Source organism: Actinosynnema pretiosum, from assembly GCF_024171695.1.
In the GTDB taxonomy this organism is placed as follows: Bacteria; Actinomycetota; Actinomycetes; order Mycobacteriales; family Pseudonocardiaceae; genus Actinosynnema; species Actinosynnema pretiosum.
The window spans coordinates 144,126-169,559 of sequence record NZ_JAMTCF010000011.1; the positions used below are offsets into that span (position 1 = coordinate 144,126).

23 protein-coding genes are annotated in these 25,434 nt (G+C 75.9%); 16 read left to right on the forward strand and 7 right to left on the reverse strand.

The annotated features are described in order from the left end of the window. Positions 1 to 453: 453 nt before the first annotated feature. From LV78_RS22905 to LV78_RS22940, 8 genes are all read left to right on the forward strand, one after another. Positions 454 to 726: an Rv0250c family protein gene (locus LV78_RS22905; protein WP_253847662.1), complete on the forward strand. Its 273-nt coding sequence runs from the start codon at positions 454 to 456 to the stop codon at positions 724 to 726. A 373-nt stretch (positions 727 to 1,099) separates the two neighbouring features. Next, the gene (locus LV78_RS22910) at positions 1,100 to 1,759 is read left to right on the forward strand and encodes a restriction endonuclease (protein WP_253847663.1); all 660 of its coding nucleotides are present in this window, start codon (positions 1,100 to 1,102) and stop codon (positions 1,757 to 1,759) included. Between the two features lie 67 nt (positions 1,760 to 1,826). Further along, positions 1,827 to 2,723 (forward strand): NAD-dependent epimerase/dehydratase family protein, encoded by an 897-nt coding sequence (locus LV78_RS22915; protein ID WP_253847664.1) that lies wholly within the window; start codon positions 1,827 to 1,829, stop codon positions 2,721 to 2,723. A 48-nt stretch (positions 2,724 to 2,771) separates the two neighbouring features. Then, positions 2,772 to 3,299 carry a hypothetical protein gene (locus tag LV78_RS22920; RefSeq protein WP_253847665.1) on the forward strand — a complete coding sequence of 176 codons (528 nt, stop codon included), beginning with the start codon at positions 2,772 to 2,774 and terminating at the stop codon, positions 3,297 to 3,299. Between the two features lie 47 nt (positions 3,300 to 3,346). Beyond that, complete coding sequence (locus LV78_RS22925; protein WP_253847666.1) at positions 3,347 to 3,826, forward strand: hypothetical protein; 480 nt, start codon at positions 3,347 to 3,349, stop codon at positions 3,824 to 3,826. A 105-nt stretch (positions 3,827 to 3,931) separates the two neighbouring features. Then, positions 3,932 to 6,892: an MGH1-like glycoside hydrolase domain-containing protein gene (locus LV78_RS22930; RefSeq protein WP_253847667.1), complete on the forward strand. Its 2,961-nt coding sequence runs from the start codon at positions 3,932 to 3,934 to the stop codon at positions 6,890 to 6,892. A 71-nt stretch (positions 6,893 to 6,963) separates the two neighbouring features. Continuing rightward, positions 6,964 to 8,139, forward strand: coding sequence for an MFS transporter (locus LV78_RS22935; protein ID WP_253847668.1), 1,176 nt, complete (start codon positions 6,964 to 6,966; stop codon positions 8,137 to 8,139). A 61-nt stretch (positions 8,140 to 8,200) separates the two neighbouring features. Beyond that, entirely contained in the window at positions 8,201 to 8,821 is a 621-nt protein-coding gene (locus LV78_RS22940; protein ID WP_253847669.1) for a TetR family transcriptional regulator, read from the forward strand. On the opposite strand, the gene LV78_RS22945 is transcribed toward LV78_RS22940, so the two are convergent. Further along, on the reverse strand, positions 8,808 to 9,386 hold the full coding sequence (locus LV78_RS22945; protein WP_253847670.1) for a TetR family transcriptional regulator: 579 nt from the start codon (positions 9,384 to 9,386) through the stop codon (positions 8,808 to 8,810). The genes LV78_RS22940 and LV78_RS22945 overlap by 14 nt on opposite strands. A gap of 79 nt (positions 9,387 to 9,465) precedes the next feature. Here LV78_RS22945 and LV78_RS22950 point away from each other — a divergent pair, with 79 nt between their 5' ends. The 3 genes from LV78_RS22950 (at position 9,466) to LV78_RS22960 (ending at position 14,625) form a co-directional block, all read left to right on the forward strand. Next, positions 9,466 to 10,980, forward strand: coding sequence for an MFS transporter (locus LV78_RS22950; RefSeq protein WP_253847671.1), 1,515 nt, complete (start codon positions 9,466 to 9,468; stop codon positions 10,978 to 10,980). Positions 10,981 to 11,009: 29 nt separating this feature from the next. Next, complete coding sequence (locus LV78_RS22955) at positions 11,010 to 11,720, forward strand: DedA family protein (protein WP_253847672.1); 711 nt, start codon at positions 11,010 to 11,012, stop codon at positions 11,718 to 11,720. Between the two features lie 112 nt (positions 11,721 to 11,832). Beyond that, entirely contained in the window at positions 11,833 to 14,625 is a 2,793-nt protein-coding gene (locus tag LV78_RS22960; RefSeq protein WP_253847673.1) for an ATP-binding protein, read from the forward strand. Here LV78_RS22960 and LV78_RS22965 read toward each other — a convergent pair. After that, positions 14,606 to 16,039, reverse strand: coding sequence for an FAD-dependent monooxygenase (locus LV78_RS22965; RefSeq protein WP_253847674.1), 1,434 nt, complete (start codon positions 16,037 to 16,039; stop codon positions 14,606 to 14,608). The genes LV78_RS22960 and LV78_RS22965 overlap by 20 nt on opposite strands. 90 nt (positions 16,040 to 16,129) lie before the next feature. After that, positions 16,130 to 16,498 carry a MerR family transcriptional regulator gene (locus LV78_RS22970; RefSeq protein WP_253847675.1) on the reverse strand — a complete coding sequence of 123 codons (369 nt, stop codon included), beginning with the start codon at positions 16,496 to 16,498 and terminating at the stop codon, positions 16,130 to 16,132. A gap of 62 nt (positions 16,499 to 16,560) precedes the next feature. Here LV78_RS22970 and LV78_RS22975 point away from each other — a divergent pair, with 62 nt between their 5' ends. Beyond that, positions 16,561 to 17,631 (forward strand): alkene reductase, encoded by a 1,071-nt coding sequence (locus tag LV78_RS22975; RefSeq protein ID WP_253847676.1) that lies wholly within the window; start codon positions 16,561 to 16,563, stop codon positions 17,629 to 17,631. 55 nt (positions 17,632 to 17,686) lie between these two features. Here the strand turns inward: LV78_RS22975 and LV78_RS22980 are convergent, their stop codons facing one another. Together LV78_RS22980 and LV78_RS22985 are read right to left on the reverse strand one after the other, a co-directional pair. After that, a complete protein-coding gene (locus tag LV78_RS22980; protein ID WP_253847677.1) occupies positions 17,687 to 18,958 on the reverse strand; it encodes a YeeE/YedE family protein in 1,272 nt (423 codons plus the stop codon). Positions 18,959 to 19,023: 65 nt separating this feature from the next. After that, on the reverse strand, positions 19,024 to 19,917 hold the full coding sequence (locus LV78_RS22985; protein ID WP_253847678.1) for an SDR family oxidoreductase: 894 nt from the start codon (positions 19,915 to 19,917) through the stop codon (positions 19,024 to 19,026). 78 nt (positions 19,918 to 19,995) lie between these two features. Between LV78_RS22985 and LV78_RS22990 the strand changes: the two genes are divergently transcribed. Both LV78_RS22990 and LV78_RS22995 read left to right on the forward strand, forming a co-directional pair. Beyond that, the gene (locus LV78_RS22990) at positions 19,996 to 20,559 is read left to right on the forward strand and encodes a TetR family transcriptional regulator (protein ID WP_253847679.1); all 564 of its coding nucleotides are present in this window, start codon (positions 19,996 to 19,998) and stop codon (positions 20,557 to 20,559) included. A 51-nt stretch (positions 20,560 to 20,610) separates the two neighbouring features. Continuing rightward, positions 20,611 to 21,810, forward strand: coding sequence for a DUF4241 domain-containing protein (locus LV78_RS22995; RefSeq protein ID WP_253847680.1), 1,200 nt, complete (start codon positions 20,611 to 20,613; stop codon positions 21,808 to 21,810). Between the two features lie 9 nt (positions 21,811 to 21,819). On the opposite strand, the gene LV78_RS23000 is transcribed toward LV78_RS22995, so the two are convergent. Together LV78_RS23000 and LV78_RS23005 are read right to left on the reverse strand one after the other, a co-directional pair. Next, positions 21,820 to 22,662 (reverse strand): amidohydrolase family protein, encoded by an 843-nt coding sequence (locus LV78_RS23000; protein WP_253847825.1) that lies wholly within the window; start codon positions 22,660 to 22,662, stop codon positions 21,820 to 21,822. After that, on the reverse strand, positions 22,662 to 23,387 hold the full coding sequence (locus LV78_RS23005) for an SDR family oxidoreductase (RefSeq protein WP_253847681.1): 726 nt from the start codon (positions 23,385 to 23,387) through the stop codon (positions 22,662 to 22,664). The genes LV78_RS23000 and LV78_RS23005 overlap by 1 nt, the downstream gene beginning before the upstream one ends. Before the next feature lie 119 nt (positions 23,388 to 23,506). On the opposite strand from LV78_RS23005, the gene LV78_RS23010 reads away from it, so the two are divergent. Beyond that, positions 23,507 to 24,379, forward strand: a complete 873-nt coding sequence (locus LV78_RS23010; RefSeq protein WP_253847682.1) for a LysR family transcriptional regulator — start codon at positions 23,507 to 23,509, stop codon at positions 24,377 to 24,379. Positions 24,380 to 24,472: 93 nt separating this feature from the next. Beyond that, positions 24,473 to 25,423: a DNA topoisomerase IB gene (locus LV78_RS23015; RefSeq protein ID WP_253847683.1), complete on the forward strand. Its 951-nt coding sequence runs from the start codon at positions 24,473 to 24,475 to the stop codon at positions 25,421 to 25,423. Positions 25,424 to 25,434: the final 11 nt, after the last annotated feature.

The window sequence follows — 25,434 nt, forward strand, 5'->3', positions numbered from 1 at the left end:
CGTGCGAGGCTCCCCGCCCCACGATCTTCACCGCGCGGGTCGACAGGGGGCGCCACCCCCGCGCGGGCTGGGGTCAAGTAGGGGGTTGGTCATATTGACGGCGGCCGTTCGGATTGCTATGTGCGGCTGATCCGGTGAACTTCGGGGTGGCCCGGCCGTTCGGGTGGTGGATTTCTTCCCGTCCCCGGTTTCCCGCTCCGTGGTCGGTTCGGGTGAGGGGGTTCGGCTTTTTCGGGAACGCCGGTGCGGTGAACCGAAGCGCGCCGGGGAAAATTCTGGGCTGTTCGTGGGGTTCGGCGGATGATGGGGTTTGGGCGCGGGTGGACCGGAACGCCGAGGAGCGTTCGCCCCGTGCGCGGGACCCCTCGACGACGCGGGCGCCCGCCTCGTCCGGACCGCCCGCGACGCGCGACGCCGCCGAGCCCGACCACACCCAGAGCCGGGAGGCCACCCATGCCCGCGACCACGAACAGCGAACTGGACCGAGCGCTCGGCGAGCTGCGCCGCTGCATCAGCACCCTGCGGTCCCACCACGGCGACAACGTCGCGATCCGCAGGCTCGCCAACGGCGTGGAGCGGCTGGAGATCGACGCGGCCGAGCTCCCCGCGCGGGGGCGGCAGGCCCCCGGCGAGGTGGTCTACGTGCCGGACACCCCCTACGACCCCGCGCTGTGGCGCGACGTGGACGACGAGGGCATCGGCGGGCACCGGCGCGGCAGTCGCTGACCGCCGTTCCCCGGACGGTCGCGGGGAATTCGCCTCGGCGTTCCGCGCGGTTCCGCCGACCGTTCTCGGCGGTGGTGGTGGAAGTGCTCGGGGAATGCTGGGGGAGTTTCCGTCCGGCATTCGGACAATGGCTTGCTCGGGGGCGTGCCGTGATTCCTGGCGCGCCCCCGAGGTCCGTTCCCGGCCCTGCGGGTTCCCGATCGCCCGCCGGGACCGCTTGCTCCGTTCGGCCTAGCTCGAACTGCGCTGCGCGGGTAGAGCTGAAGGGGACAGTGGATCTTGCCGTCGCGCGGCGGGGACCGGCGCGGGTCACCCGACCGGACCTGTCGCGCGGCGCGCGCGGTCCAGCAGCCTGGGCGCCGGGAGGGGGAACATGGCGGGTAAGCGGAAGCGGGCGCGCGGCGGCAAGGGGAAGAAGCGGAGCCGCACCGCGCGGAACTGGCTGCTGGCGGCCGTCGCCGTCGTCGTGCTGGTCGTGGTGCGGTTCGTCCAGGAGAACCCCGTGCTGTCGGCGTGGATCGGGGCGCTGCTGCTCGCGCTGCTGATCACCGCGGGCGTGGTGGCGCTGAAGGTGCGGCGGGCCAGGAAGCGGGAGCAGGCCGAGCGGGACCGGCTCATCGAGTTCACCGACGGCATGGGCGGCGTCGAGTTCGAGCAGTGGACCGCGCGGCTGCTGGAGCGGTCCGGGTTCCTGGACGTCACCGTCGTCGGCGGGGCCGGGGACGCGGGCGCGGACGTGCTCGCGCAGGCCCCGGACGGCGGGCGGCTCGTGGTGCAGTGCAAGCGGTACGGGCCGAACAACAAGGTCGGGTCCGAGGCGCTCCAGCGCTTCGCGGGCACCGCGCGGGCCTACCACGGGGCCGACTACGCGGTGCTGGTCACCACGTCCTCGTTCACCGCGCCCGCCCGCGACGTCGCGAACCGCGTCGGCATCGTGCTGGTCGACCGGGTCGCGCTCGCCGAGTGGGCGCGCACCGCGATCGCCCCCGCCGAGCTGACGGCGGTGCCCAGCGAGGAGCCCCTGGCGGGCTGACCAGCCTGTCGAGACGGGGACGCAGCGGTGCGGTGCCGTCCGCGCCCCGGTGCGGGACGATCACGCCATGCGGATCGCGGTCATCGGGGCGAGCGGGCTCATCGGACAGCACATCGGCGCGGAACTGGTGGCGCGCGGCCACCGGGTCACCGCGATCGCCAGGACCCCGCGCGAGGGGATCGACCACGCGCTCGACGTGGAGACCACCGGAGCCGACCGCTGGGCCGAGCTGCTGGCCGACCACGACGGCTACGCGTTCGCGGCGGGCAGCGACGACCGCGCCACCCCGCGCCGCCCCGCCTACCCGCACTTCCGGCGCGGCAACGTCGAACCGGTCGCCGGGCTGTCCGAAGCCGCGACGCGGGTGGGCGCGACCAGGGCGGTCGTCCTCGGCTCGTACTACACGCACTTCCACCGCGCGCACCCCGAGTGGGAGCTGGCGGGCAGGCACCCCTACATCCGCAGCCGCGTCGAGCAGGCCCGCGCGGCGCGGGGCACGGGGCTGCCGGTGACCGTGCTGGAGCTGCCGTTCGTGTTCGGCCGGGCCGGTGGGCGGCTGCCGAACTGGGCGCCCGCGCTGGCGTCCTGGGCCCGCTCCCGCGTGCCGCTGGCCGCGCCGCCCGGCGGAACGGCCGCGACCACCGCCCGGCGCGTCGCCGAGGAGGCCGTGACCGCGCTGGAGGAGGGGGCCGACCGGGACACCCCGGTGGCCGACGAGAACCTGACCTGGGCGGAGCTGCTCACCAGGACCGCCGAGGCGGTCGGCGCGCCCGCCCGTCCCCGGAGGCTGCCCGCGCCGGTGGTGCGGGGCGCGCTGGTCGCGGGCGGCGCGCTGGCGGCGGTCGCGGGCAAGGAGCCCGGACTGCACCTGTCCGGGCTGGGGGACCTGCTGCTGCGCGAGCTGTTCGTCCACCCGGCCACCGGGTCGGTGCAGCGGGCGCTGGAGGAGACCTTCGCCCGGTGACGGCGACGCGGTGGCATGGGCGCGCCGGGCGCGGGTAGCCCCACGCCCATGCTGAAGCGATCGATGTGGCAAGGGCTGGTCGCCGGTACCGCCGGGGCCGCCGTGATGCTGGCGACCGAGAAGCTGGAGCAGCGGCTGACCGGACGCCCCGACTCGCACGTGCCCGGCCTCGCGCTGCTGCGGCTGGTCGGCGGCCACGACCGGGACCGGGCGGGCGCGGCCAACCTGGTGATGCACTTCGGGCAGGGCGCGCTGACCGGCGTGGTCCGGGCGCTGATGGCCAACGCCGGGCTGCGCGGCCCGGTGTCCTCCGCGATGTTCGCGGTGGTCCGGCTCAGCAGCGACCAGATCGTCGAGAACGCCACGGGCGTCGGCGCGCCTCCGCAGACCTGGCCGCGTCGCGAGCTGGCCGTCGACCTGACCCACAAGGCGGTCTACGCCCTCACCACCGGCCTCGTCGCCGACGCGCTGGCCGCCCGGCGCGGCCCCGGCCCCGGTCAGGTGAACGCCGACCAGCGCCCCGGTCGCCGCTCGGACGCGCCACCGCTGCCCCGCGAGGCCGCCGCGCCCCGGTGAGCGCGAACGGCGGGTTTGCCCCGGTCCACCGGGGTTATCCGCCCGGCATGGGAACCGCGACGACGCGCGGCGCGGGCGCCTCCGCGCTGCGCACCTACCTCAACGACCACCTGGCCGGGCTCGTCGGCGCCGCCGAGCTGGGCAAGCGCGCAGCCTCCGCCAACCCGGAGCTGACCGCGCTGGCCGAAGACCTGGAGCGGGACCGGGACGCCCTGGTGCGGATCATGACCAGGTTGCGCGTTCCGGTACGCCGCTACAAGGTCGCCGGGGCGTGGCTGGGCGAGAAGATCGGCCGGGCCAAGCCGAACGGCCGCCTGATCTCCCGCTCGCCGCTCAGCGACGTGGTGGAGCTGGACGGGCTGCGCGTCGCCCTGTCCGCGAAGTCCGCGCTGTGGCGGTCGCTGCGCGCGCTGGAGGGCAGGCTCGGCGTGGACGAGACCGAGCTGGAGGAGCTGCTGCGCCGCGCGGGCGAGCAGGTCCTCGACGTCGAGCGCAGGCGGTTGGAGGCGGTCGCCCGCGTGCTGTGACCCGGCGTGTCCACCGGACAGGAACCGTGACCGCGCCCGTCGCCTGCCGCTATGAATGCGGTAGGCGACGGCGCCGCGCGGCGCCGGTGACGACGGGGGTCCCCCATGCGACTGCGCACCGCCGTGCTCGTGGCGCTCACCGCGACGGCCGTCCTGGTCCCGCTCCCGGCCTCGGCCGCCCCCGCGCCGCCACCGCCGCAGTACCCGCCGGTCGGGCCGGGAACCTCGGTCCTCGACCACCGCGCGAAGCTCGCGGGCGCGGTGGAACCGGAGTGGTACGAGGCGAACATCCCGTTCGTGGACCTGCCCGACCGGGAGATCGAGGCCATCTACTACTACCGCTGGCGCACCTACAAGGAAGCGCTCAAGCACACCGGCCCGGACGACGGCTGGATCGTGTCGGAGTTCCTCGGCCCGGTCGGCTACTCCGCGCCCGGCGGCGGGATCGCGGCGGCGGCCGGGCACCACGTCTACGAGGGCCGCTGGCTGCGCGATCCCCGCTACCTGGACGACTACCTCGACTACTGGCTGCGCGGCGGCGGCGCGGGACCCAAGCCCGCCACCGAGTTCCTCAACCCCAACACCACCGACTGGGCGCACCAGTACTCGTTCTGGGCCGCCGACGCCGTCCTCGCCCGCGCGTCCGTGGACGGGCGGCTGGAGCGGGCCGTCGGCCTGCTGCCCGAGCTGGAGCGCCAGTGGGCGGGCTGGGCCCCGCAGAAGGACGCGGAAACGGGGCTGTACTGGCAGACCCCGGTCTGGGACGCCATGGAGTACACCGCGAGCTCCTACCAGAGCGACGACCCTTACCACGGCGGCGAGGGCTTCCGGCCCACGCTCAACGCCTACCAGTACGGCGACGCCAAGGCCATCGCGGCGCTGCTGCGGCTGCGCGGGGACCGGGCCGCCGCCGACCGCTACGAGCGCGAGGCGGGCGCGCTGCGCGACGCGGTGCAGCGCAGGCTGTGGGACCCGGAGGACGGTTTCTACAAGCACGTCATGCGCGACGGCAACCCCGGTCGCGCGCCGCTGGCCGACCGCGAGCAGATCGGCTTCATCCCCTGGTACTTCGGGATGCCCCCGGCCGAGCACTCGTCCGCCTGGGCGCAGCTGACCGACCGGGACGGCTTCGCGGCGGACTTCGGCCCGACCACCGTCGAGCGCCGCAGTCCGTGGTACCTGCACGACGCGGAGCGGGGCTGCTGCCGCTGGTCCGGCCCGAGCTGGCCGTTCGCCACCAGCCAGACCCTGACCGCGCTGGCCAACCTGCTCGTCGACTACCCGAGCCAGTCCTTTGTGGACAAGGGTGACTACTACGACGTGCTGCGCGGCTACGCGTTGACCCAGCGCAAGGACGGTCGGCCGTACGTGGCCGAGGCGCACCACCCCGACCAGGACCGCTGGCTCTACGACGGTCGGGGGCACAGCGAGGACTACAACCACTCCACGTTCAACGACCTGGTGCTGTCCGGACTGCTCGGAATCCGCCCGGCGCCAGGGGATTCGGTGCGGATCGCCCCGCTGGTCCCGGACGGCTGGGACCGCTTCGCGGTGGAGAACGTGCCGTACCACGGCCGGAACCTGACCGTGCTGTGGGACCGCGACGGCAGCGCCTACAGCAGGGGCGCGGGGCTGCGGGTGTTCGTGGACGGCGTCCAGATGCACGTCCAGCGCGACCTGCGCTCGGTTCAGCTCCCGTTGCGGCGCAACGCTCCCGCCGAACCACCCCGCCTCGTGGACGACCTGGCGAACCCGTCCGGCGCGGGCTTCCCCACCGCCACCGCCTCGCACACCTGGCACGCCGACAGCCCCGCCGACGCGATCGACGGCCAGGACTTCCACCTGGACGTCCCGTCGACCCGGTGGACCTCGTACGGCAGCCCGAACCGCGCCGACTGGCTCGCGGTCGACCTCGGCGCGGCGACGGTGGTGTCGGACGTGCGGATCTCGTTCTACGACGACGGCGGGGGAGTGCGCACGCCCGACGCGTTCGCCCTGGAGCGGCGGGACGCCTCCGGCGCGTGGGTGGAGGTGCCCGGACAGCAACGGGTTCCGGCCGTGCCGGAGCGCGGCCGGGTCAACCGGGTCGTGGTCGACCCGCCGGTGCGGGCGGACGCGCTGCGCCTGCGCGCCACCAGGGGTGACGGCGGCGCGGTGGGCGTGACGGCCTGGCAGTCGTGGCGTCCAGAGGACCGCCGGGTCACCGCCGCGCTGCACGGTGTTCAGGACGGGGTCCTCCCGGTGCGGGCCGGTGGTGAAACCGAGGTGCGCGCGACCGTGCGCGGCCCGGCGCGGCCGGAGTTGCTGGTCCCGGCGGGCTGGACCGCCGCGCCGCTGCCCCGTCGCGCGGGTGAGTTCCGCTGGCGGGTGGGCGCCCCCGCGTCGCTGACGCCCGGCGACCGGGCCCCGCTGCGCCTGCTCGCGGTCACCGACCGGGGCGCGACTTCCGCCGTGGCGCAGGCGGAAGCCCGCTTCGACCCGGCGGACTACGGGCGCGTGGTGTGGGACGACGACTTCACCGGGTGGCGCGACTACCGGGTGGGGACGCGGTTCGGCGAGCCCGCGCCCGACCTCGTGGCGGACGGCGGGCTGACCGCCCGCGCGTCCCGCCAGTCGTCGGCGGTGCTGGTCGCGCCGGTGACCGCGCCGGAGGGCGAGGTGGCGGTGGTGCTGGAACCGCGCGGGTTCTCCGGGACCGCGCCGGAGGACAGCGTGCTGGTCGGGCTCGCGGCGGGCGGCGACGACCTCGCCCTGTCCTGGTACAACCACAGCGGGCGCAGCTCCGGGGTGGACGTGCGGGTGGGCGGCCGGGACCAGGGCGCGGCGACCGGCGGGTGCTGCGCGGACGTCGAGTGGCGGCCGGGCGACCGCTTCGCGGCCGTGTTCGGGGCGAGCTCGCTGACCACCTGGGTCGAGCGCGCCGGGCGGTGGCGCAGGCTCCGCAGCGCCCCGTACACGACGGCGGTGTCCCCGGAGCGGCGCGCGACCTGGTCGCCCGCGCTGGGCGTGCGGCTGACCGGGGGCGAGCTGTCCCTGTCCCGCGTCACGGCCCTGACCAGGGGCTGAAGCACCACCGACCGGTCCAGCGGAGAAGCGCGCCTTGCTTTTCATACATGCGTGCATGTATGAAAAGCGGCATGGCAACCACCAGACCCGCCGCCGCCGTCGCGGTCACCGCGATCGCGCTGGGCGTGGACATGTTCCTGTACAGCAGCCTCGTGCCCCTGCTCCCCGGATTACCCGCCGTGCGCGACTCGCCGCTGCTCTCCGGCGTCCTGTTCGCCGTGTACGCGATCGCGCTGGTCCTGGCGACCCCGCTGGTCGGCCGGTGGGTCGACCGCGCCGGGCCCCGCGCCCCGATGCTCGCCGGACTGGTCGGGCTGGTCGTCGCGACTGCCCTGTTCGCGCTGGTGGTCGACGCGTCCGGCCCGACCGACCTGGCCGCCCTGCTGCTCGCCCGCGCCGCCCAGGGCGTCGCCGCCGCCGTCTCCTGGATCGCCGGGCTCGCCCTGATCGCCGCCACGCACGACGACACCACCCGAGGCCGCTCGATGGGCCTCGCGCTGTCCGCCGTGGGCGCGGGCGTGCTGCTCGGCCCGGCGGTCAGCGGCGCGCTGGCCGACGCGTTCGGACCCCGCGCGCCGTTCCTGCTGGTCGCGCTGCTCGCGGCCGGTGACGCGGCGGCCCGCCTGGTCCTGGTCAAGCCGCTCGCCGAGCGCCCGGCCCCGATCTCCGCGCGGGCCCTGCTGCCCGGTTCCGCGCCGCTGCTCGCGCTCACCGCGACCGGTGCGGCGGCGATCGCGTTCCTGGAGCCGGTGCTGCCGCCGCACCTGCGCGACCTCGGCTTCGGCGCCACGGCCACCGGGCTGGTGTTCGCGGGCGCCGCGCTGGCAGGCGCGCTCGGGGCGCCCGTCGCTGGCGCGCTGGCGGACCGGCTCGGCGCGCGCGGGATCGCCGCGCTCGGGGTGGCCCTGACCGCCGCCGGGTTCGCGCTCAGCGGGCAGCGCTCGGACCTCGCGGTCGCCGGGCTGGTGCTGGTGGGCCTCGGCGCGCAGTTCGTGCTGGCGCCCGCGCTCGTGCTGGTGGCGGGGCTGGCCGAGCGCGTCCAGCCGCCCGCCTACGGCGCCGCGTACGCCCTCTACAACCTCGGCTACACCGGCGGTCTGGCGCTCGCCCCCGTGCTGGCAGGCGCGGGCGCCTCGGTCATCGGGTTCACCGCGACCGCGCGGGTCGCAGCCGGGGCCGCGCTGCTCCTGGCGCTGCTCGCCCTCCTGGGCAACCGCCGGTCCACGAGCCGGGCTGCGACCGGCTGACCTGCGTCGAGTCCGCTCCTCGGCGATCTCCGCGCCCCGGTCCGGCCGCTACGATCACGCCATGCGGAAGGCCCCCGAGGACGTCGCCCTCACCCGAGCGAACCTGCTGTCGGCCGCGCTGAGCGCGTTCGCCGAGCACGGGTACGCCACGTCCACGCTGGCCGACATCAGCGCCAGGGCCGGGCTGACGCGCGGCGCGGCCTACCACCACTTCACCAACAAGGCCGACCTCTACGCGACCGCCGTGGGGGAGCGGTGGGCGGAGATCGGCGAGTCGCTGTGGAAGCCGCTGCGGGCGGTGGGGGAGCCGGTCGAGCGGGTGCGCGCGTTCCTCATCGGGCTGCACTTCTCGCTGGAGCACGACGAGCGCTTCCGCCAGCTCCTGGAGGTGATCGGGCGCAACGACCGGCTGCCGGACGACGCCGGGTTCGACGTGAAGCGCGGCGCGCTCGACCAGCTGCTGGAGCTGTGCACCGCGCTGTTCGAGCAGGCCGAGGCGGAGGGGCGGTTGCGCGCCGAGGTCACCCCGGAGGGCGCGGCGGCCGTGCTCGTGGCGCACGTCCTGGGCGCGGTGACCATGCACGGCTTCGGCGCGGCCCGCGCGGTCCGGCTGGTGCTCGGTCCGGCAGGTGACACGCTGGTGGAGGCCCTGTTCACCCGGTCCGGGCTCACCCGGTCCTGACCGGGGCCCCCACCGCCGCGTCGACCAGCGCCAGCAGGTCCGCCTTCAACCGCTCGCGCACCTCGTCCGGCAGCTGCGACCCCAGCGGCGGCGGCCCGCTGGCGCCGTCCGCCGCCGCGACGACCAGCACCCTGGTCGCCTGCGGCACGCCGTCCTCCTCCAGCTCGCGCTGCCAGCGCGCGTCGTCCTCCTCCGCCATCCGCACCGCCGCCGGAACCGTGCTGAGCTGCGCGAACAACCGGAACCGCTCGCGCGCGTCCGCGCCGTCGAACGGGGCCAGGCTCGCCCGCACGTAGGCGCGGGTCAGCCTGCCGGGGCCGCGCTCCTCGGGGTCCACCTCGCGCTCGACCAGCTCCCGCCACCCGTCCACCTCCTGCTGGACCAGCGCCCGGTGCAGCGCCTCCTTGCTCGGGAAGTGGTAGATCAGGCCGCCCTTGGACACGCCCGCGCGCTGGGCGATCGCGTCCAGGCTGGTCCTGATGCCGTCGCGGCAGATCTCCCGCGCCGCCGCGTCCAGCACCAGGCGGCGGGTGTCCTCGGGGGACCGTCCGGTCGTGCGACCCATGTCTCACCTCTGCCTCGGGAGTCGTGGCGCCAGTCTCCTCCATTGAAAACTACACCGTCTGGTCGGTACAGTTTTTGGCGTGCCCACGTCCGAGATCACCCACTCCCCGCTCACGGCCCGCCGCCGCTGGGCCGCGCTGGCCGTGCTGGCGCTGGCCGTCCTCGTCATGGCCGTCGACGGCACCGTCCTCTACCTGGCCGTGCCCTCCCTGACCGCCGACCTCGCCCCCAGCGCCACCCAGATCCTGTGGATCGGCGACGTCTACTCGCTCGCGCTCGCCGGGCTGCTGCTGGTCATGGGCAACCTCGCCGACCGCGTCGGGCGCAAGAGGCTGCTGCTCACCGGCGCCACCGCGTTCGGCCTCGCCTCGCTGCTCGCGGCGTTCGCGGGCAGCCCGGAGGCGCTGATCGGCGCGCGGCTGCTGCTGGGCGTCGCGGGCGCCACGCTGATGCCGTCGACGCTCTCGATCATCCGCAACGTCTTCACCGACCCCGCCGAGCGCACCCGCGCCATCGCGATCTGGTCGGCCGCCGCCGGTGGTGGCGCCGCGCTCGGACCGCTGGTCGGCGGCGTCCTGCTGGAGCACTTCCGGTGGGGCTCGGTCTTCCTGATCAACGTCCCGATCATGGCCGCGCTGGTGGTCGCGGGCGCGTTCCTGCTGCCCGAGTCGCGCGACCCCGCGCCCGGCCGGTTCGACCTGCTCTCCGCCGCGCTGTCGATGGCCGCGATCGTGCCGCTGGTCTACGCGGTCAAGCACACCGTCAGCACCGGCCTCGACGACAGCGGCGTCCTCGCCCTGCTGCTCGGGCTGGTCGCCGGGATCGCGTTCGTGCGCAGGCAGCGCCGCCTGGACACCCCGCTGATCGACGTCGACCTGTTCCGCAGGCCCGCGTTCAGCGGCGCGGTGTTCGCCGCGTTCATCGCGATCTTCGCGCTCACCGGGCTGCTGTTCTTCTTCTCCCAGTACCTCCAGCTGGCGCGCGGCTACAGCCCGCTGCAGGCCGGGCTCGCCGAGCTGCCCGCGACGCTCGCCTCCATCGCCGTGATCGCCCTCGTCGGCCGGGCGCTGGCCGGGCTCGGCGCCGGTCGCACGATCGCGGGCGGGCTCGCGCTGGTCTCCCTCGGCCTTGCCGGGATCGCCGCCGCCGAGGGCGCGGAGAGCTACCTGTGGCTGGCGCTGGCGCTCGTGCCCGTCGGGTTCGGCGTCGGGCTGTCGCAGACGGTGACCACCGACGCCGTCGTCTCCGCCGTGCCGAGCCACAAGGCCGGGGCCGCGTCGGCGATCGCCGAGACCGCCTACGAGCTGGCCGTCGCGCTCGGCATCGCCGTGCTCGGGTCGCTGGTGTCGCTGGTGTACCGGTCGAACCTGGACCTGCCCGCCGACCTCCCGGCCGACCAGCGCGCCGCCGTCCAGGACTCCTTGGCCTCGGGCAGTTCGGCACTGGACGCGGACTCCCCGGTGCTGCACTCTGCACGAGAGGCGTTCACGGGGGCCATGCAGACCACCTCGCTCGTCGCCGCCGCGGTGACCCTGGTGGCCGCGTTCGTGGCGTGGCGCACAATTCCGTCGGTGGCGGCGCGGTCTGCCGACTAGCTCGTCGTCCGGCCCGTGGGGGGAAGTCCGTGCACCATCTGACGGCGGTGTTCGACGTCGTGCTGCGCAGCGCCTGGTTGCTGCCGGTGCTGGCGCTGCTCATCGCGCTCGACGCGCCGGTGCCGGTGCTGCCCAGCGAGACGCTGCTGGTGGCCGCCGCCTCCGGGGCGTTCCACGCGCACGACGCGTCCGCCGTCCTCGGGCTCGCGGTGACCGCCATGATCGGGTCGGTGCTGGGCGACTTCCTGGTGTACGGGCTGGGGCGCGGCTCGCACCGGTTGCTGCGCGTGCCCGAGGACGCCGGGCCGGGCGGCTGGGTGCGCCGGAACCTCACGAGCAGACCGGTGGTGGTGTGCGTGGGCGCGCGGCTGCTGCCCGGCGGGCGGTTGGTGAGCACGGCCGCGTGCGGGCGGGTCGGGCTGCCGGTGCGGCGGTTCCTGCCCGCGACGCTGGCCGCGTCGGCGGTGTGGAGCGCGTACATGCTCGCGTTCGGCGCCCTGCTCGGACCGCTGACCCACGGGCACCCGCTGCTGTCGCTGGCCGCCGGGCTGCTGCTGTCGGCGGTGACGGCGGGCGGGTTCGAGCTCGCCCGCAGGGTCTTCCCCCGCGCGCTGGCGTCCGGCGAGGCCGAGCCGCTCGCGGTCGGTGCGGCGGGGGCCGGTCCCGCAGCCCCGGTCGCCACCGCCCCGGTCGCCACCGCGCCCGTCCCGTCCGCCGCCGAACCGCCCCGCTCCAGCTGAACCGCCCCGCTCCAGCTGAACCGCCCCGCTCCAGCTGAACCGCCCCGCTCCGGCCGAACCGGCCACCCCGCCCGGCGGCTACCCTGGTCGGCGGATCGCAGGGGGTGACCGGGTGCGCGTCGTGGTGCTGGGGCCACTGCTGGTGACCGCCGACGACGGCTCCGAGGTCGAGGTCAGGGGCGCCCGGCTGCGCGTGCTCCTCACCCGCCTCGCCGCCTCGCCCGGCCAGGTCGTCCCCACCGCCGAGCTGGTCGACGCGCTCTGGCCCGACGCCCCACCCGCTGACGCCCCGGCCTCGCTCCAGTCCCTCGTCTCCCGCCTGCGCAAGGCGCTCGGCCCGGTGGCGCTCTCCTCGCACCCCACCGGCTACCGCCTCGACGTGCCCACCGACACCGCCGACGTCCGGCGCCACCTCGCCGAGCACGACCACGCCTCCGCGCTCGCGCTCTGGCGCGGCCCGGCGTTCCCGGACCTCCCGCCCGCGCTCGCCGCCCACTGGGAGGACCTGCGCCTCACCGCAGCCGAGCGCCACCCCGCCCCCGACCCCGCCCTGCTGGCCGACCTCGTCGCCGAGCACCCCGCCCGCGAGGGGCTGCGCGCCCGGCTGGTCCGCGCCCTGCACGCCAGGGGCAGGCAGGCCGAGGCGCTCACCGCCTACGAGCGGGCCCGCCGCTGGCTCGCCGACGAGCTGGGCGCCGACCCCGGCCCCGACCTGCGCGCCGCGCACCTCGCCGCGCTGCGCCCCGCCCACCGGACCGCCCCGCCGGTCCCGCCAACCCCGCTGGTCGGCCGCGCGGACGACCTCACCCGGCTCGTCGACCTCACCGCCCGCGCCCGCCTGGTCACCATCACCGGCTTCGGCGGCATGGGCAAGACCCGGCTCGCCCAGGCGGTCGCCGCCCGCGCCCCGCACCCGGTGCTGTGGGTGCCGCTGGAGTCCGCCTCCGACCCGGTCGCCGCGCTCCGGCACGCCGTGGCGCGGGGCGACACCACCGCCGCCGTCCTCGGCGAGCGCCCCACCACCGACCCGCTCGAGCTGCTGCGCGCCGCCACCTGCCTGCTCGTGCTGGACAACTGCGAGCACCTGGTCGACGCCACCGCCGACCTGGTCACCCGGCTGCTCGCCGCCGCCCCCGACGTGCGCGTGCTGACCACCAGCCGCGAGGCGCTGGGCGTGCCCGGCGAGGCGCTGCACCCGCTGGCCCCGCTGGACGAGGGCACCGCGATCGAGCTGTTCACCGCCCGCGCCACCGCCGCCAGCCCCGGCTTCACCGCCGACGACGACGCCCGCCGGGTCTGCCGCGCGCTCGACGGCATCCCGCTCGCCCTGGAGCTGGCCGCCGCCCGCCTGCGCTCCCTCACCACCGCCCAGCTCGCCGACCGCGTCGACCAGCGCCTGCGGCTGCTCGACCGGGGCGCCAGGACCGCCGCCGCCCGGCACCGCACGCTGCGCGCCGTCGTCGACTGGAGCTGGGAGCTGCTCGACGGGCCGGAGCGCGCGCTGCTGCGCGTCCTGGCCGCCTTCCCCGGCGGCGCGACCCTGGACGCGGTCGCCCAGGTGTCCGGAGTGGACGACTGGGTCGCGCTGGACCTGGTGTCCTCGCTGGTGGACAAGTCGCTGGTGGTCGCCGAGGGGGAGCGGTACCGGCTGCTGGAGACGGTCCGCGAGTACGCCTCCGCCACACCGGGACCGGACCACCGGCCCGCGCACGCCGCCTGCTTCCTCGCGCTCGCCGAGGCCGCCGAACCGCACCTGCGCACCGCCGGTCAACTGCCCTGGCTGGCCAGGCTGGACGCGGAGAAGGCCAACCTGGACGCCGCGCTGTCCTGGTTCACGCGCGTCCAGGACGGCCCACGCGCACTGCGGCTGCTCGCCGCCCGCGCCTGGTGGTGGGCGATCGCGCGGGGCCTGCTCGCCGAGGCCCGCGCGTGGGCGGTCGCGGTGGAGGCGTTCGCGGTCGACCCGGTGAGCAGGCTGCTGGCGTCGGGCGCGATCTCCGCCGAGCTGCGGGAGCGCCCGAGCCCGCTGGTGATGTGCCTGGTCGGGGTGTCGGAGTGGTGGCACTCGGAGGGGGCGGACCGGCTCGGCGCGCGGATGCGCGAGGCCGACGACCCGTGGCTGCGCGGGATCGGCGTGCTGGTGCGCGGGCTGGCCGCCTACGAGCTGAGCGCGGGCCGCGCCGAGGAGGCCGAGCGGTGGTACCGGCGGGCGCTGCGCGAGCTGACCGAGGTCGGCGACCGGTGGGCGATCGCGCTCGCGGGCGTGTCGCTGTCGCAGCTGCTCGGCAACCGGGGCGCGCACGCGGAGGCGCTCGCGGTGCTGGAGCGGGCGCGGCGGGCGTCCGCGTCGTTCGGCGCGGTGGAGGACGTGCTGGTGCCGCTGGCCCCGCTGGTGCAGTTCGCCAGGTTGCACGTGCGCACCGGTGATCTCGTCGCCGCGCGGCGGGAGCTGGACCGGGCGCGGGCCGTGGCCGTCCGCCGCGCCGACCCGCTGGAGCTGGCCAGGGTCCACCTCGCGTCGGCCGAGCTGGCGCACGCGCGCGGTGAGCGTGACGAGGCGGTCGAGCTGTTCCGCGCCGCGCTCGCGACCGCCCCGGCGGGCTGCCCGCCGCAGTTCCGCTCGACCATCCACAGTGGACTCGCCCGCGCGCTTCCGCTCGCGGAGGCGGGCGTGGAGCACGACCGCGCCCTCGCCGAGGCCCGCCGCTCCCCGGACGGACCTGCGATCGCGCTCGCCTGGGAGGCGAAAGCCCTGTGGCTGCGGGAGAGCGGCGACCGGGAGGGCGTGGCCGCCGCGCTGGACGAGGCCGAGCGGGCGCGCGGCGTGCTCGCCGTGGCCGATCCCGAGATCGCCGACCTCGTCCGCTGGGCCGGGCGCCGGTCCGTCAGCCCAGGACCCGCTTGAGGTACCCGGCGACCACCTCCGGGTCGTGCGTCACCACGCCCACGTACCCGTCCGGCCGCACCAGCACCAGCGCGCCCTCCGGCACCCCGTACCCGGCGGCGACGTGCCCGTCCGGGTCCTCGATCCGGTGCGCCCGGACCCCGGCGTGCTCGGGCGGCGCGACCCCGACGCCCAGCAGCGCGAAACCCGGTCCCCGCAGCAGGTCGAACACCCGCGCCGGGGTCCCGTCGGCCAGCGCGCACGGCGCGTCCGGAGCGCGGTCGCCGGGCTGGACGCCGGGCAGCCCGGACGGCTCGGCCAGCGGCCCCTCGCGGTAGCCCAGGCCCAGTTGCAGCAGCTCGTCGTCGCGCTTCTCGATCCTCATCTCGGCGGCCATCCTGTGGTGCGCCTTGGAGGTGACGCCCAGCAACCACGCCGCGATCGGCAGCCGCTCGGCCTCGTAGCTGTCCAGCAGCGCCTCCGCCGCGTCGGCGGGCAGCGCGCCGGAGAGCGCCCCGGCGAGCTTCCAGCCCAGGTTGTACGCGTCCTGCACGCCGGTGTTCATGCCCTGCGCGCCGGAGGGCGAGTGGACGTGCGCGGCGTCGCCCGCGAGGAGCACCCGGCCGACCCGGTAGCGGTCCGCCATCCGCACGTTCAACCGGAACAGCGACCGCCAGCGCACCTCCCGCAGCACCACGTCCGACCGCCCGGTCCTGGTCGCGATCAGCTCCCGCAGGTCCTCCTCGGTCGGCTCGGCCACCCGGTCAGGGGCGGCGTTCGCCTGGAGCTGGAACAGGTCCGTGCCGGGCAGCGGGCACAGCGCGATCATCGAACCGGGGTCGCTGCGCCACATGTGCCAGTGGTCGCGGTCGAGCCCGTCGAGCACGACGTCGGCGACGACGATCCGGTGGTCCTCCAGGGTCTCGCCCGCGAACCCGACGCCGAGCCGCTTGCGGATCGGGCTGCGCCCGCCGTCGCAGGCCACCGCGTAGGCGGCCGTGACCTCCCGCCCGCCGACGACCGCCGTGACGCCGTGCTCGTCCTGGGAGAGCGCGGTCACCTCGCTGGAGTACTCGACGTGCGGGACGAGCGAGCGCAGCGCGGACTCGGTGGCGAACTGCGGGATGACCAGCGTGCGGGCGTACGGGGTGCTCGGCGTGGGGTGGCGGCCCTCGTTGAGGTCGACCAGGCGCGCCCGGTCGCCGTCGTGCGCGAGCGCGGGCAGCGTCGTCGTGCCCGCCGCCAGCACCCGGTCCACGACGCCGAGGTCGTCCAGCACCTCCAGGGTGCGCGGCTGCACGCCCTTGGCGCGCGACCCGGCGAACGGCCCGTCCGCCCGGTCGACGATCCGGTGGGCGACGCCGCGCCGGGTGAGGTCGGCGGCGAGCGCGAGACCGGTGGGGCCCGCGCCGATGATCAGTACCTGGGTGTCCATGCGGACCACCGTGCGCGGGCCCGCTGCCAGGGCGCTGTCAGCGCGCTGCCACGGGGCGGGGGGCCGCTGTCACGGCGGGATCCGCGCAGGTCAGAGGGTCTGCGGTGCGGTTTCCGCCGCCACGATCGCCTCGTCCAGCAGCTCCCGCGACCGGGTCAGGTCCACGATCGCCCGGTCCAGCCGGGCCCGCTCCACCCGCAGCGACTCGACCAGCGCCGTCGACCCCGCAACGGCTGAGCCGTCCGCGTCGCTCATGCACGGCAGCAGCTCCGCGATCTTCGCGCTGCACAGCCCGGCCGCGTACAGCGCCTGGATGCGCCGGACCCGCTCCACGGCGGGCTCCGGGTACTCCCGGTGCCCGCCGGACGTGCGGGTGGCGGTCAGCAGCCCCTGCTGCTCGTAGTAGCGCAGCGACCGCCCGCTCACCCCGGTCCGCCCCGCCAGCTCGCCGATCCGCATGGCGCACCTCACACGCTTCCGGCTTGAAATTGACATTGATGTCAAATTCTACCGTGGTCCCCATGACGAACCTGTTCGAGCCGTTCGCGCTGGGCCCGCTCACCCTGCCGAACCGCCTGGTCATCGCCCCGATGACCCGCAACCGCGCCACCGAGGGCGGCGTGCCGACCGAGCTGGTGGCCGAGTACTACGCGCAGCGCGCCTCCGCCGGTCTGATCATCGCCGAGGCGGCCACGCCCAGCGCGGTCGGCCAGACCTACCCGAACATCACCGCACTGCACACCGACGCCCACCAGGAGGGCTGGCGACGGGTGGTCCGGGCGGTCCACGGCCGGATGTTCCTGCAGCTCCAGCACGGCGGCCGGGTCGGCCACCCGGACACCAGCGGGCGCACCCCGGTCGCGCCCTCGCCGGTCCCGCTGCCCGAGCCGGTCCACACGCCCACCGGCCGCCAGGCCGCCGTCACCCCGCGCGAGCTGACCGGGGACGAGGTCCGCGCCACGATCGCCGACTTCGCCCGCGCCGCCCGCCGCGCCGTGGACGCCGGGTTCGCCGGGGTCGAGGTGCACGGCGCGAACGGCTACCTGCTGCACCAGTTCCTGGCCGAGAACACCAACCACCGCACCGACTCCTACGGCGGCTCCCCGGAGAACCGGGCCCGCTTCGCCGCCGAGGTGGTGGCCGCCGTGGTCGCGGAGATCGGCGCGGACCGCACCGGACTGCGGATCTCGCCGGGCAACACCGTCAACGGCATCGCCGAGGGCGACCCGCTCGTGGTGTACCCGCCGCTGCTCGACGCGGTCGCCCACCACGGGCTCGCCTACCTGCACGTGGCGTTCGCCGACCCGGGGTCCCAGGCCTACAAGGAGATCCGGACCCGCTGGACCGGCACGCTCATCGCCAACCCCGTGCTGCCGGTGGACCGCGTTCCGGACGACGGCGGCCGGGCGGCGGCGGAGCGGCTGCTCGCGGCGGGCGCGGACCTGATCGCGCTGGGCCGCCCGTTCCTGGCCAACCCGGACCTGGTCGAGCGCCTGCGCGCGGGCGCCCCGGTCAACCAGGTGCGCGAGCGGTACCTGATGTACGTCGGCGGCCCGACCGGGTACACCGACTACCCGACGCTCGCCGGATGACGCGAAGAGGGCCGGTCTCCCGACGGGGAAACCGGCCCTCCGCAAGCGAAAACCCTCAGCAGACGCTGTCCGCCGCCTTCGGCACGCCCAGCCCGAACAGCGGTCGCAGCCGCAGCCCGATCCACGTGCCGCCCAGCGCGAACGCGCCCCACAGCCACCCGTGCAGGCTGCCCGTCGAGATCCCGCCCAGGTACGCCCCGATGTTGCAGCCACCGGCCAGCCGCGCGCCGACGCCCATCAGGACCCCGCCCAGCACCGCCGCGAGCGCCGTGCGCCACGGGATCGAGGTGTGCAGCCTCCACGCCCCGGCCAGCGCCGCCGCGATCGCCGCGCCGATCATGATTCCCACGTCGGTCAGCGTGGTCTTGTCCGTCCACACCGAGCCGGACAGCGCCTTCGCGTTCGACGCGCTCTGCCAGAACTCCCACGTCTCCGGGTGCAGCCCGACCAGCTGGAGGAACTTCGCGCCCCACAGGGCGAACGCGAACGTCACGCCCCAGATCCCGCCCGACACCAGGAACACCGCGCCCGCCAGCACGCCCAGCACCACCGCGCCCACCAGGACCGGCCACGAGCCGCGCAGCACGCGGGCCAGGCCGGTCGCGGTCGGGACCACGTCCACCGGCGGCGGGGTGCGGCGCTTCTGCACGACGCCGGTCACCAGCACGATCACCGCCAGCGCCGCGATCGTCACCGCCCACGAGCCGAACCAGCCCACGTGGTCCGACAGCAGCACGCCCGGAACCGAGGGCCAGCCGTCGAACACCGGGAACGCGGCGGTGTAGACCACCGAGCCGACGATGAAGCCGAACAGGGTCAGCAGGATCGTGGACTGGCCCGAGCCGACCGCGAACAGCGTGCCGGACGCGCACGCGCCGCCCAGCTGCATCCCGACCGCGAACAGCAGCGCGCCCACGAACAGCGCCAGGCCGATCGGTCCGGCGCTCGCCCTGGGCACCGACCCGAACAGCCCGGACCCGGTCGACACGATCAGCGCGACGAGCGTGGCCGCCGTGCCGAGCAGCAGCGAGTGCGCCCGCACGCCCGCGCCGTTGCCGACCGCGACGAGCTGCCGCCACGCCGAGGTGAACCCGAACCGGGAGTGGAACAGGGCCACGCCCAGCCCGAGGCCGAGCAGGAGCAGCACGCCGGACTTCGCGCCGTGCGCGGTCCACACGTAGCCGGTGAGCGCCACCGCGATCAGCGAGGCGACGGCGAGCGGGACGACCCGCACCGGCTCCTCGGGCTGCGGGGCGGGCGCGGCGCAGGAGGTCGGGAAGGTCGGGAGCTTCCGCTGGTCGGAGGGGGTCTCGGTGGTTGTGGACACCGGTCGGATTCTATTCGCCGTCCTAACGACCGGTAGCCCCGTTCACATGCTGGGAAGCCGGTGGATCACCCGGTGTACGCGCCCGCCGCGATGTCCGCGAGCAGCGTCGGGCCGGTCGGCGTCCAGCCGAGCACCTCGCGGGTGAGCGCGCTGGACGCGGCCATGTCCAGCGCGAAGAACCCGCCGATCCAGCCGAAGTGCCCGGCCACGTCCTGCGGCGCGACCGGCGCGACGGGCAGGTCCAGCGCGGCCCCGATCGCCTCGGCGATCTCCCGCGTGGTGATCCCCTCCTCGGCCACGGCGTGCAGCCGCGAGCCCGCAGGCGCCTTGGTCAGTCCGAGCGCCACCACCCGCGCCGCGTCCCGCACGTGCGCCGCCGCCCAGCGGGTCGACCCGTCGCCGGGGTAGCCGGACACGCCCTCGGCGCGGGCGATCGAGGTGAGCACCCCGGTGAAGCCCCGGTCGCCGACGCCGTGCGTGGTCGGCGAGAACCGCACCGCCACCGCGTGCACGCCCCGCGCGGTGTGCTCCAGCAGCAGGTTCTCGCTGCCGCCGCGCGCCGAGCCGGGCCCGTGGAACGGGGACGGGTCGTGCTCGGTCGCGAGCCTGCCCGGCGCGACCCCGGCGAGCCCGGAGGCCAGCAGGAACGGCTTGCCGGTGCCTTCGAGCGCCGCGCCGAGGGTCTCGGTGGCCGCGCGTTCGGCGGCGTTGGTGGCCGCCATGTCGTGGAAGTCGTGCTTGTTGGCCAGGTGGACGACCGCGTCGGCCTCCAGCGCGCCCGCCCGCAGGCCGTGGAGGTCGTCCAGGTCCCCTCGGCGCACGAGCGCGCCCTTGGCCGCCAGCGTGGCGGCCGACGCGTCGGACCTGGCCAGCCCGACGACCTCGTGCCCGTCCGCGATCAGCTCGTCCACGACGGCGGAGCCGATCCACCCCGACGCCCCGGTGACGAAAACCTGCATGTCCCGCTCCCTCGTGATGTCTGTGACTGACATCAGCGTAGCTGTTATGTCAGCGACTGTCATCACTAGACTCGGGGCATGGCGCGATGGAAACCCGGCACCGCGGACCGGATGCAGAAGGCGGCGCTGGAGCTGTTCGCCACGCGCGGCTTCGACCAGACCACCGCGCAGGAGATCGCGCAGGCGGTCGGCCTGACCGAGCGGACCTTCTTCCGCCACTTCAGCGACAAGCGCGAGGTGCTCTTCCACCGGCAGGACGAGTTCGCCGACGCGTTCCGGGCAGGCGTCGCCCGCTCGCCCGCCGACGCCCCGCCGATCGAGGTGATCGCCTCGGCGCTGCGCTCGTCCGCCGACTTCTTCCCCGACGACCTGCGGCCGTGGTCCCGCAGGCGGCACGAGGTCATCTCGGGGTGCCCGGCGCTGCGCGAGCGGGAGCAGCACAAGCTGGTCGTGCTCGCCGGGGTGCTGGCGGACGAGCTGCGCGCGCGGGGCGTCGACGCGACGCGGGCGACCCTGGCGGCCAGGACGGGCGTCGCGGTGTTCCAGACCGCGTTCGAGCTGTGGCTCGCCGAGGGGGAGGAGCGGGCGCTGGACGCGATCGCGGTGCGGGTGCTCGCGGACCTGCGCGAGGTGCTCGCCTAGCGGCCCGGTGATCACCCTGCTCCTGTCGGGGGTCGCGGTTACCGTCCCGGCATGGGATTCACGGTGGGGCTGGTCCCCTGCGAGGGCTGGGACCCGGTCGGGCGCGCCCTGGTGGGCGGGCTGACCGAGGAGCAGGCGCGCGAGCGCGACCGCGCGGGCCAGCAGTACGCGGTGGGCGTGGTCGACCCGGAGAGCGGGAACGTGGTCGTGCTGCTGGAGTGCGCGGGGCACTTCCGCCGCCGCTCCTGGTTCGACCTCCAGGGCAGGCGGACGCGGGTGCGCGTCGAACCGGTGCTCGACGGGCGGCTGTTCCACCAGTCCACCGAGGAGTGGGAGTACGCCCCCGAGCACGCCGAGTTCGACCGCGAGGCCCCGCACGCCAAGGTCGAGCACACGCCTGACGGGAGCCGCGACCGCACGAGCGAGCCCCGCGGGGCGAGCGGGAGCAGGACGCGCCGTCAGGAGAAGGCCCCGCTGGACGAGCTGTTCTCCCCGGTGCCCGACTTCGCCGACTGGAAGGCCCGCACCGGGCTCGACCTCACCTTCGTCGCCCACCCCGCGCCCGCCCCGCTCGGTGACGCCCGGCCGCCGTGGCGGCCACCCGCGCCGCTGCGGCCCAGGGTGGGGGAGCTGTTCGAGCCGGGTGCCCGCTTCACCACGCGCGGTGGTGGCGAGCACACGATCGAGTCGCACGACGCCGGGGTGCTGCGGCTGCCCAGCGGCAGGCTCATCGCCGCCGACCCCGGCGCCCGGCCCGGTGACCGGAAGCCGTTCGAGCTCGCCCTCCCGCCCGGCGACTACCCGGTGCGCGCGCTGCTGGCCGTGCGGGAGGACGCCCCGAACTGGAAGCCCGTCGCGGCGTTGCAGCTCGTGGTGGCCGACGTCCCGGCCACCTCCTGGGAGATGGCGCTGGCCGAGGGGGACGGTTCGGTGCTGCTGCTGGGGGAGAACCAGTTCTACGGCGCCGGGGTCGACTCGGGGCAGCTGTGCTTCGTCGACGCCTCCGCCGCCAAGGCGCTGGGCGAGGCGGTGGACGAGCGCTACGACCGCGACGAGGACCTCGACCCCGACGCCGCCGAGCACCGCACCGAGTGGCTCACCGACCCGGAGACCGGCGGCGGCATGGTGGTGCTCACCTCCCCGCACGGCGACGGGGCCTTTCCGACGTGGATCGGCCGCGCCGCCGACGGGTCGGTCGCCTGCCTGGTGCTCGACACGCTGTTCCTGCCCGAGCGGACGAGGGGCGAGTAGACCCCGCCGTCACGACCGGGCGGGCCACCCCAGCACGCGCCGGGCCGTGCCGCCGAACAGCGCCGCCCGCTCGGCCTCGCCCAGCCCGACCCGGTCCAGCAGGTGGTGCAGCGCCTGCGCGTGCGAGTGCTGCCCCGGATACGGCGGGACCGGCGGGAAGCCGCGCAGCCTGCCCGACACCCGGTGCGCGTCGCTGCCCCACAGGCAGCGGTCCGCGCCGAACGCCGACAGCACCCGGTCCAGGTGCGGCCACACGTCCCGGTACGGGTACGGCTCGGCCGACAGCGTCGGCGCGCCGGACAGCTTCACGGCCACGTTCTCCAGCCCCGCCATGGCCAGCAGGTCCGGCAGCCCGCCCCACGGCGGGTCACCGGCGGGCAGGTACGGCGGCTGGTCCAGGCCGAGGTGGTCCACGACCAGCCGCAGCGACGGGCGCGCCCGCGCGACCTCGGCGATCTCCGGCAGCAACCCGGTGGCCAGCACGCTCACCGGGACGCCGCGCCGCTCGGCCGCGTCGAACAGCCCGTCGTACCCGCCCGACCGCAGCCGCTCGGCGTTCTCCGGCGGCCAGGACAGCACCAGCCGCACGCCCAGCGCGCCCTCGGGCACCCGCGCGAGGTCTCCCTCCCACGGCGCGATCACGGCCACCCGGTCCGGGTGCTCGGCCGCGATCTCCAGGCACTCGTCCAGCGGGGCCACGCCGGGCACGGCGACCAGCACCGCCGCGTCCACCCCGGCCGCGTCCAGCTGCGCCAGCAGCAGCTCGGCCTGCAGGTCCCGCCGGGACGCCTCGCCGTGCGGCCAGTCCAGCCGGGGCGACGGCAGGTGCAGGTGCGCGTCCACGACCTCCATCACGCCCCCAGCCCGCTGCCACCGGCCACGACCAGCTCCTGGCCGGTCACGTACCCCGCGCCCACCAGGTAGCCGACCGCCTCGGCCACCTCGCGCGCGGTGCCGACCCGGCCCAGCGGGACCCGCCCCGCGTACCCGGCCAGCGCTCCGGGCGGCAGCCCGTTCTTCGCCCAGATCGGGGTGTCCACCAGCCCAGGGCTGATCGCGTTCACCCTGATCCGGCGGGGCGCCAGCTCCAGCGCCAGCGACGGGACCGCGCTCAGCAGCGCGCCCCGGCTCGCCGCCGCGAGCGCCCCGCCGGGGATGCCCGTCCGGACGCCCGCGCCCACCGTGAACAGCACCGACGCGCCGTCCGCCAGCAGCGGCAGGAGCTTGCCGAGCGTGAGCAGCTGCCCCTTGGTGTTGACGTCGAACACCTCGTCGTAGGCGGCCTCGTCGACCTCCGCGAACGGCATCGAGCGGGTGATGCCCGCGTTCAGCAGCAGCACGTCCAGCGTCCCGAAGCGCTCGCGGACCTCCTCGACCAGGCGGTCGGTGTCGGCTGGCGAGCGGGCGTCGGCGCGCAGGACGACGACGTCGTCGGGGAGCTCGTGGCGGGCCGCCTCCAGGGTCACCGGGTCGCGGCCGGTGACCACGACCCGGTGGCCGCGCTCGCGCAGCAGCTCGGCGGCGGCCCGGCCGATGCCGGTCGTGCCCCCGGTGATCAGAGCGGTGGGGTGGGACAAGGGATCTTCCTTCCTCAAGGCGCTGCCACCACCCTGAACCCGCAGCTCAGGGCACGTCCAATGCCGATCCCGCACCGGCTGTTCCCGGATCGGCATCACCGCCGGTCTAGGCTCTGACCGTGCCCGCCGACGACCTGGACCTGCGCCTGGTGCGCTGCTTCACCACCGTCGCCGAGCACCTGCACCTCGGTCGCGCGGCCCTCGCGCTGCACACCACCCAGCCCGCGCTCAGCAGGCAGCTGAGCAGGCTGGAGCGGCAGGTCGGGGCCCGGCTGCTGGACCGCTCGCCGCGCGGCACCGCGCTCACCGAGGCAGGCCTCGCGTTCCTGCCCGCTGCCCGCGCGCTGCTCGACTCGGCCGCCGAGGCGGTCGCGGGCGCCCGCGCCGTCGGCCGGGACCGGATCACCGTCGGCTACGGCGTCAACCTCATCGTCACCCCGGCGGTGGTCGAGCTGCGGCGGCGGCACCCCGATGCGGACGTGCGCGCCAGGCACGTCGAGTGGGACCGGGTGCGGGCCTCGCTGCTGGAGCGGCGGGTGGACGCCGTCGTCGCCCGGCTGCCCCTGGACGCCGACGGCCTGCGCGTCGCGGTGCTGCGGGAGGAGCCGAGGGCGCTGCTGGTCGCGACCGGGCACCGGCTGGCGGGCAGGCGGTCGGTGACCCTGGCCGACGTCGCCGACGAGCCGATGCCGAAGGTGCCGGACGAGCGGTGGAACGCGTTCTGGCGGGTCGACCCCCGGCCTGGCGGCGGGCCCGCGCCGGACGGGCCGCTTGTGGAGTCGGTGGAGGACAAGGCGGAGCTGGTCGCGTCCGGGCAGGCGGTGGCGATCGTGCCGGACGGCGAGCACCTGCGGCGGGTCAGGCCCGGCCTGGTCGCGGTGCCGCTGGAGGGCGTCGAGCCGAGCCGCGTCGTGCTGGCCACGCGCGCGGGGGAGCGCGGCGGGCTGGTCGCGGACTTCCGCGCGCTCGCGGCCACCCACCTGGTCGGCTGATCTCCCCCGACCGCCCCCGCCGTTGATCACCTGTTCGGGCGAGACCCGCCCCGCGCGGCGTTTTCCCCGCCGCCGCGCGGGTAACAGCGGCCGGTGAGACTGCGCCGCAGCACCCCCGGAGGGCCGGGTTTCGGACGACGCCGCCGGGGCGCCGGGTTCGGGTACGCCGACCAGGACGGCGTGCGCCTGACCGACGCCGAGCACCTGGCCAGGATCAAGGCGCTGGTGATCCCGCCCGCCTGGCGGCAGGTGTGGATCAGCCCGCACCCCAACGGGCACATCCAGGCGGTGGGCGTGGACGAGGCGGGCCGCAAGCAGTACCTGTACCACGAGGCGTGGCGGCGCGAGCGCGACGAGGAGAAGCACGCGCGCGTCCTCGCGCTGGGCCCGCTGCTGCCCCGGTTCCGCGCGGAGGTGGCCCGCGACCTGCGCGGCCGGGACCGGGCGCTGCCGCTCGCACTCGCCCTGCTGGACCGGGGCGCGTTCCGGGTCGGCGGGGAGAGCTACGCCGAGGACAACGGCTCGCACGGCGTCGCGACCCTGCTGTGCTCGCACGTCACCGTGCGCGGGTCCGCGGTGGACTTCCGCTACCCGGCCAAGAGCGGCGTCCGGTTCACCGCGACGGTCGAGGACGCCGCCGTCGCGCGGACGGTGCGCCTGCTGCTGCGCGGCCGGTCCCGGCGCGATCGGCTGCTGGTGCGCAAGGACGGCGGTCAGGTGTGCTCGGACGACGTCAACGAGCGGTTCAAGGAGCTGGTCGGCGACGAGTTCTCGGTGAAGGACCTGCGGACCTGGCACGCCACCGTCGTCGCGGCCCGCGCGTTCGCGGACGCGGGTGACCCCGGCACCGAGCGCGGTCGGCGCCGCGTCGAGTCCGCCGTGATGCGGGAGGTGGCGCTGCGACTGGGGAACACGCCCGCCGTCGCCAGGAAGTCCTATGTGGACCCCCGGCTCGTGGAGCTGTTCCGGGCCGGGAAGGTGCTGAAGGTGCGCGGGAAGGGGCGGGAGGCCGAGGAAGCGGCCGTGCTGCGGCTGCTGCGCTGACCCGCCCCGGA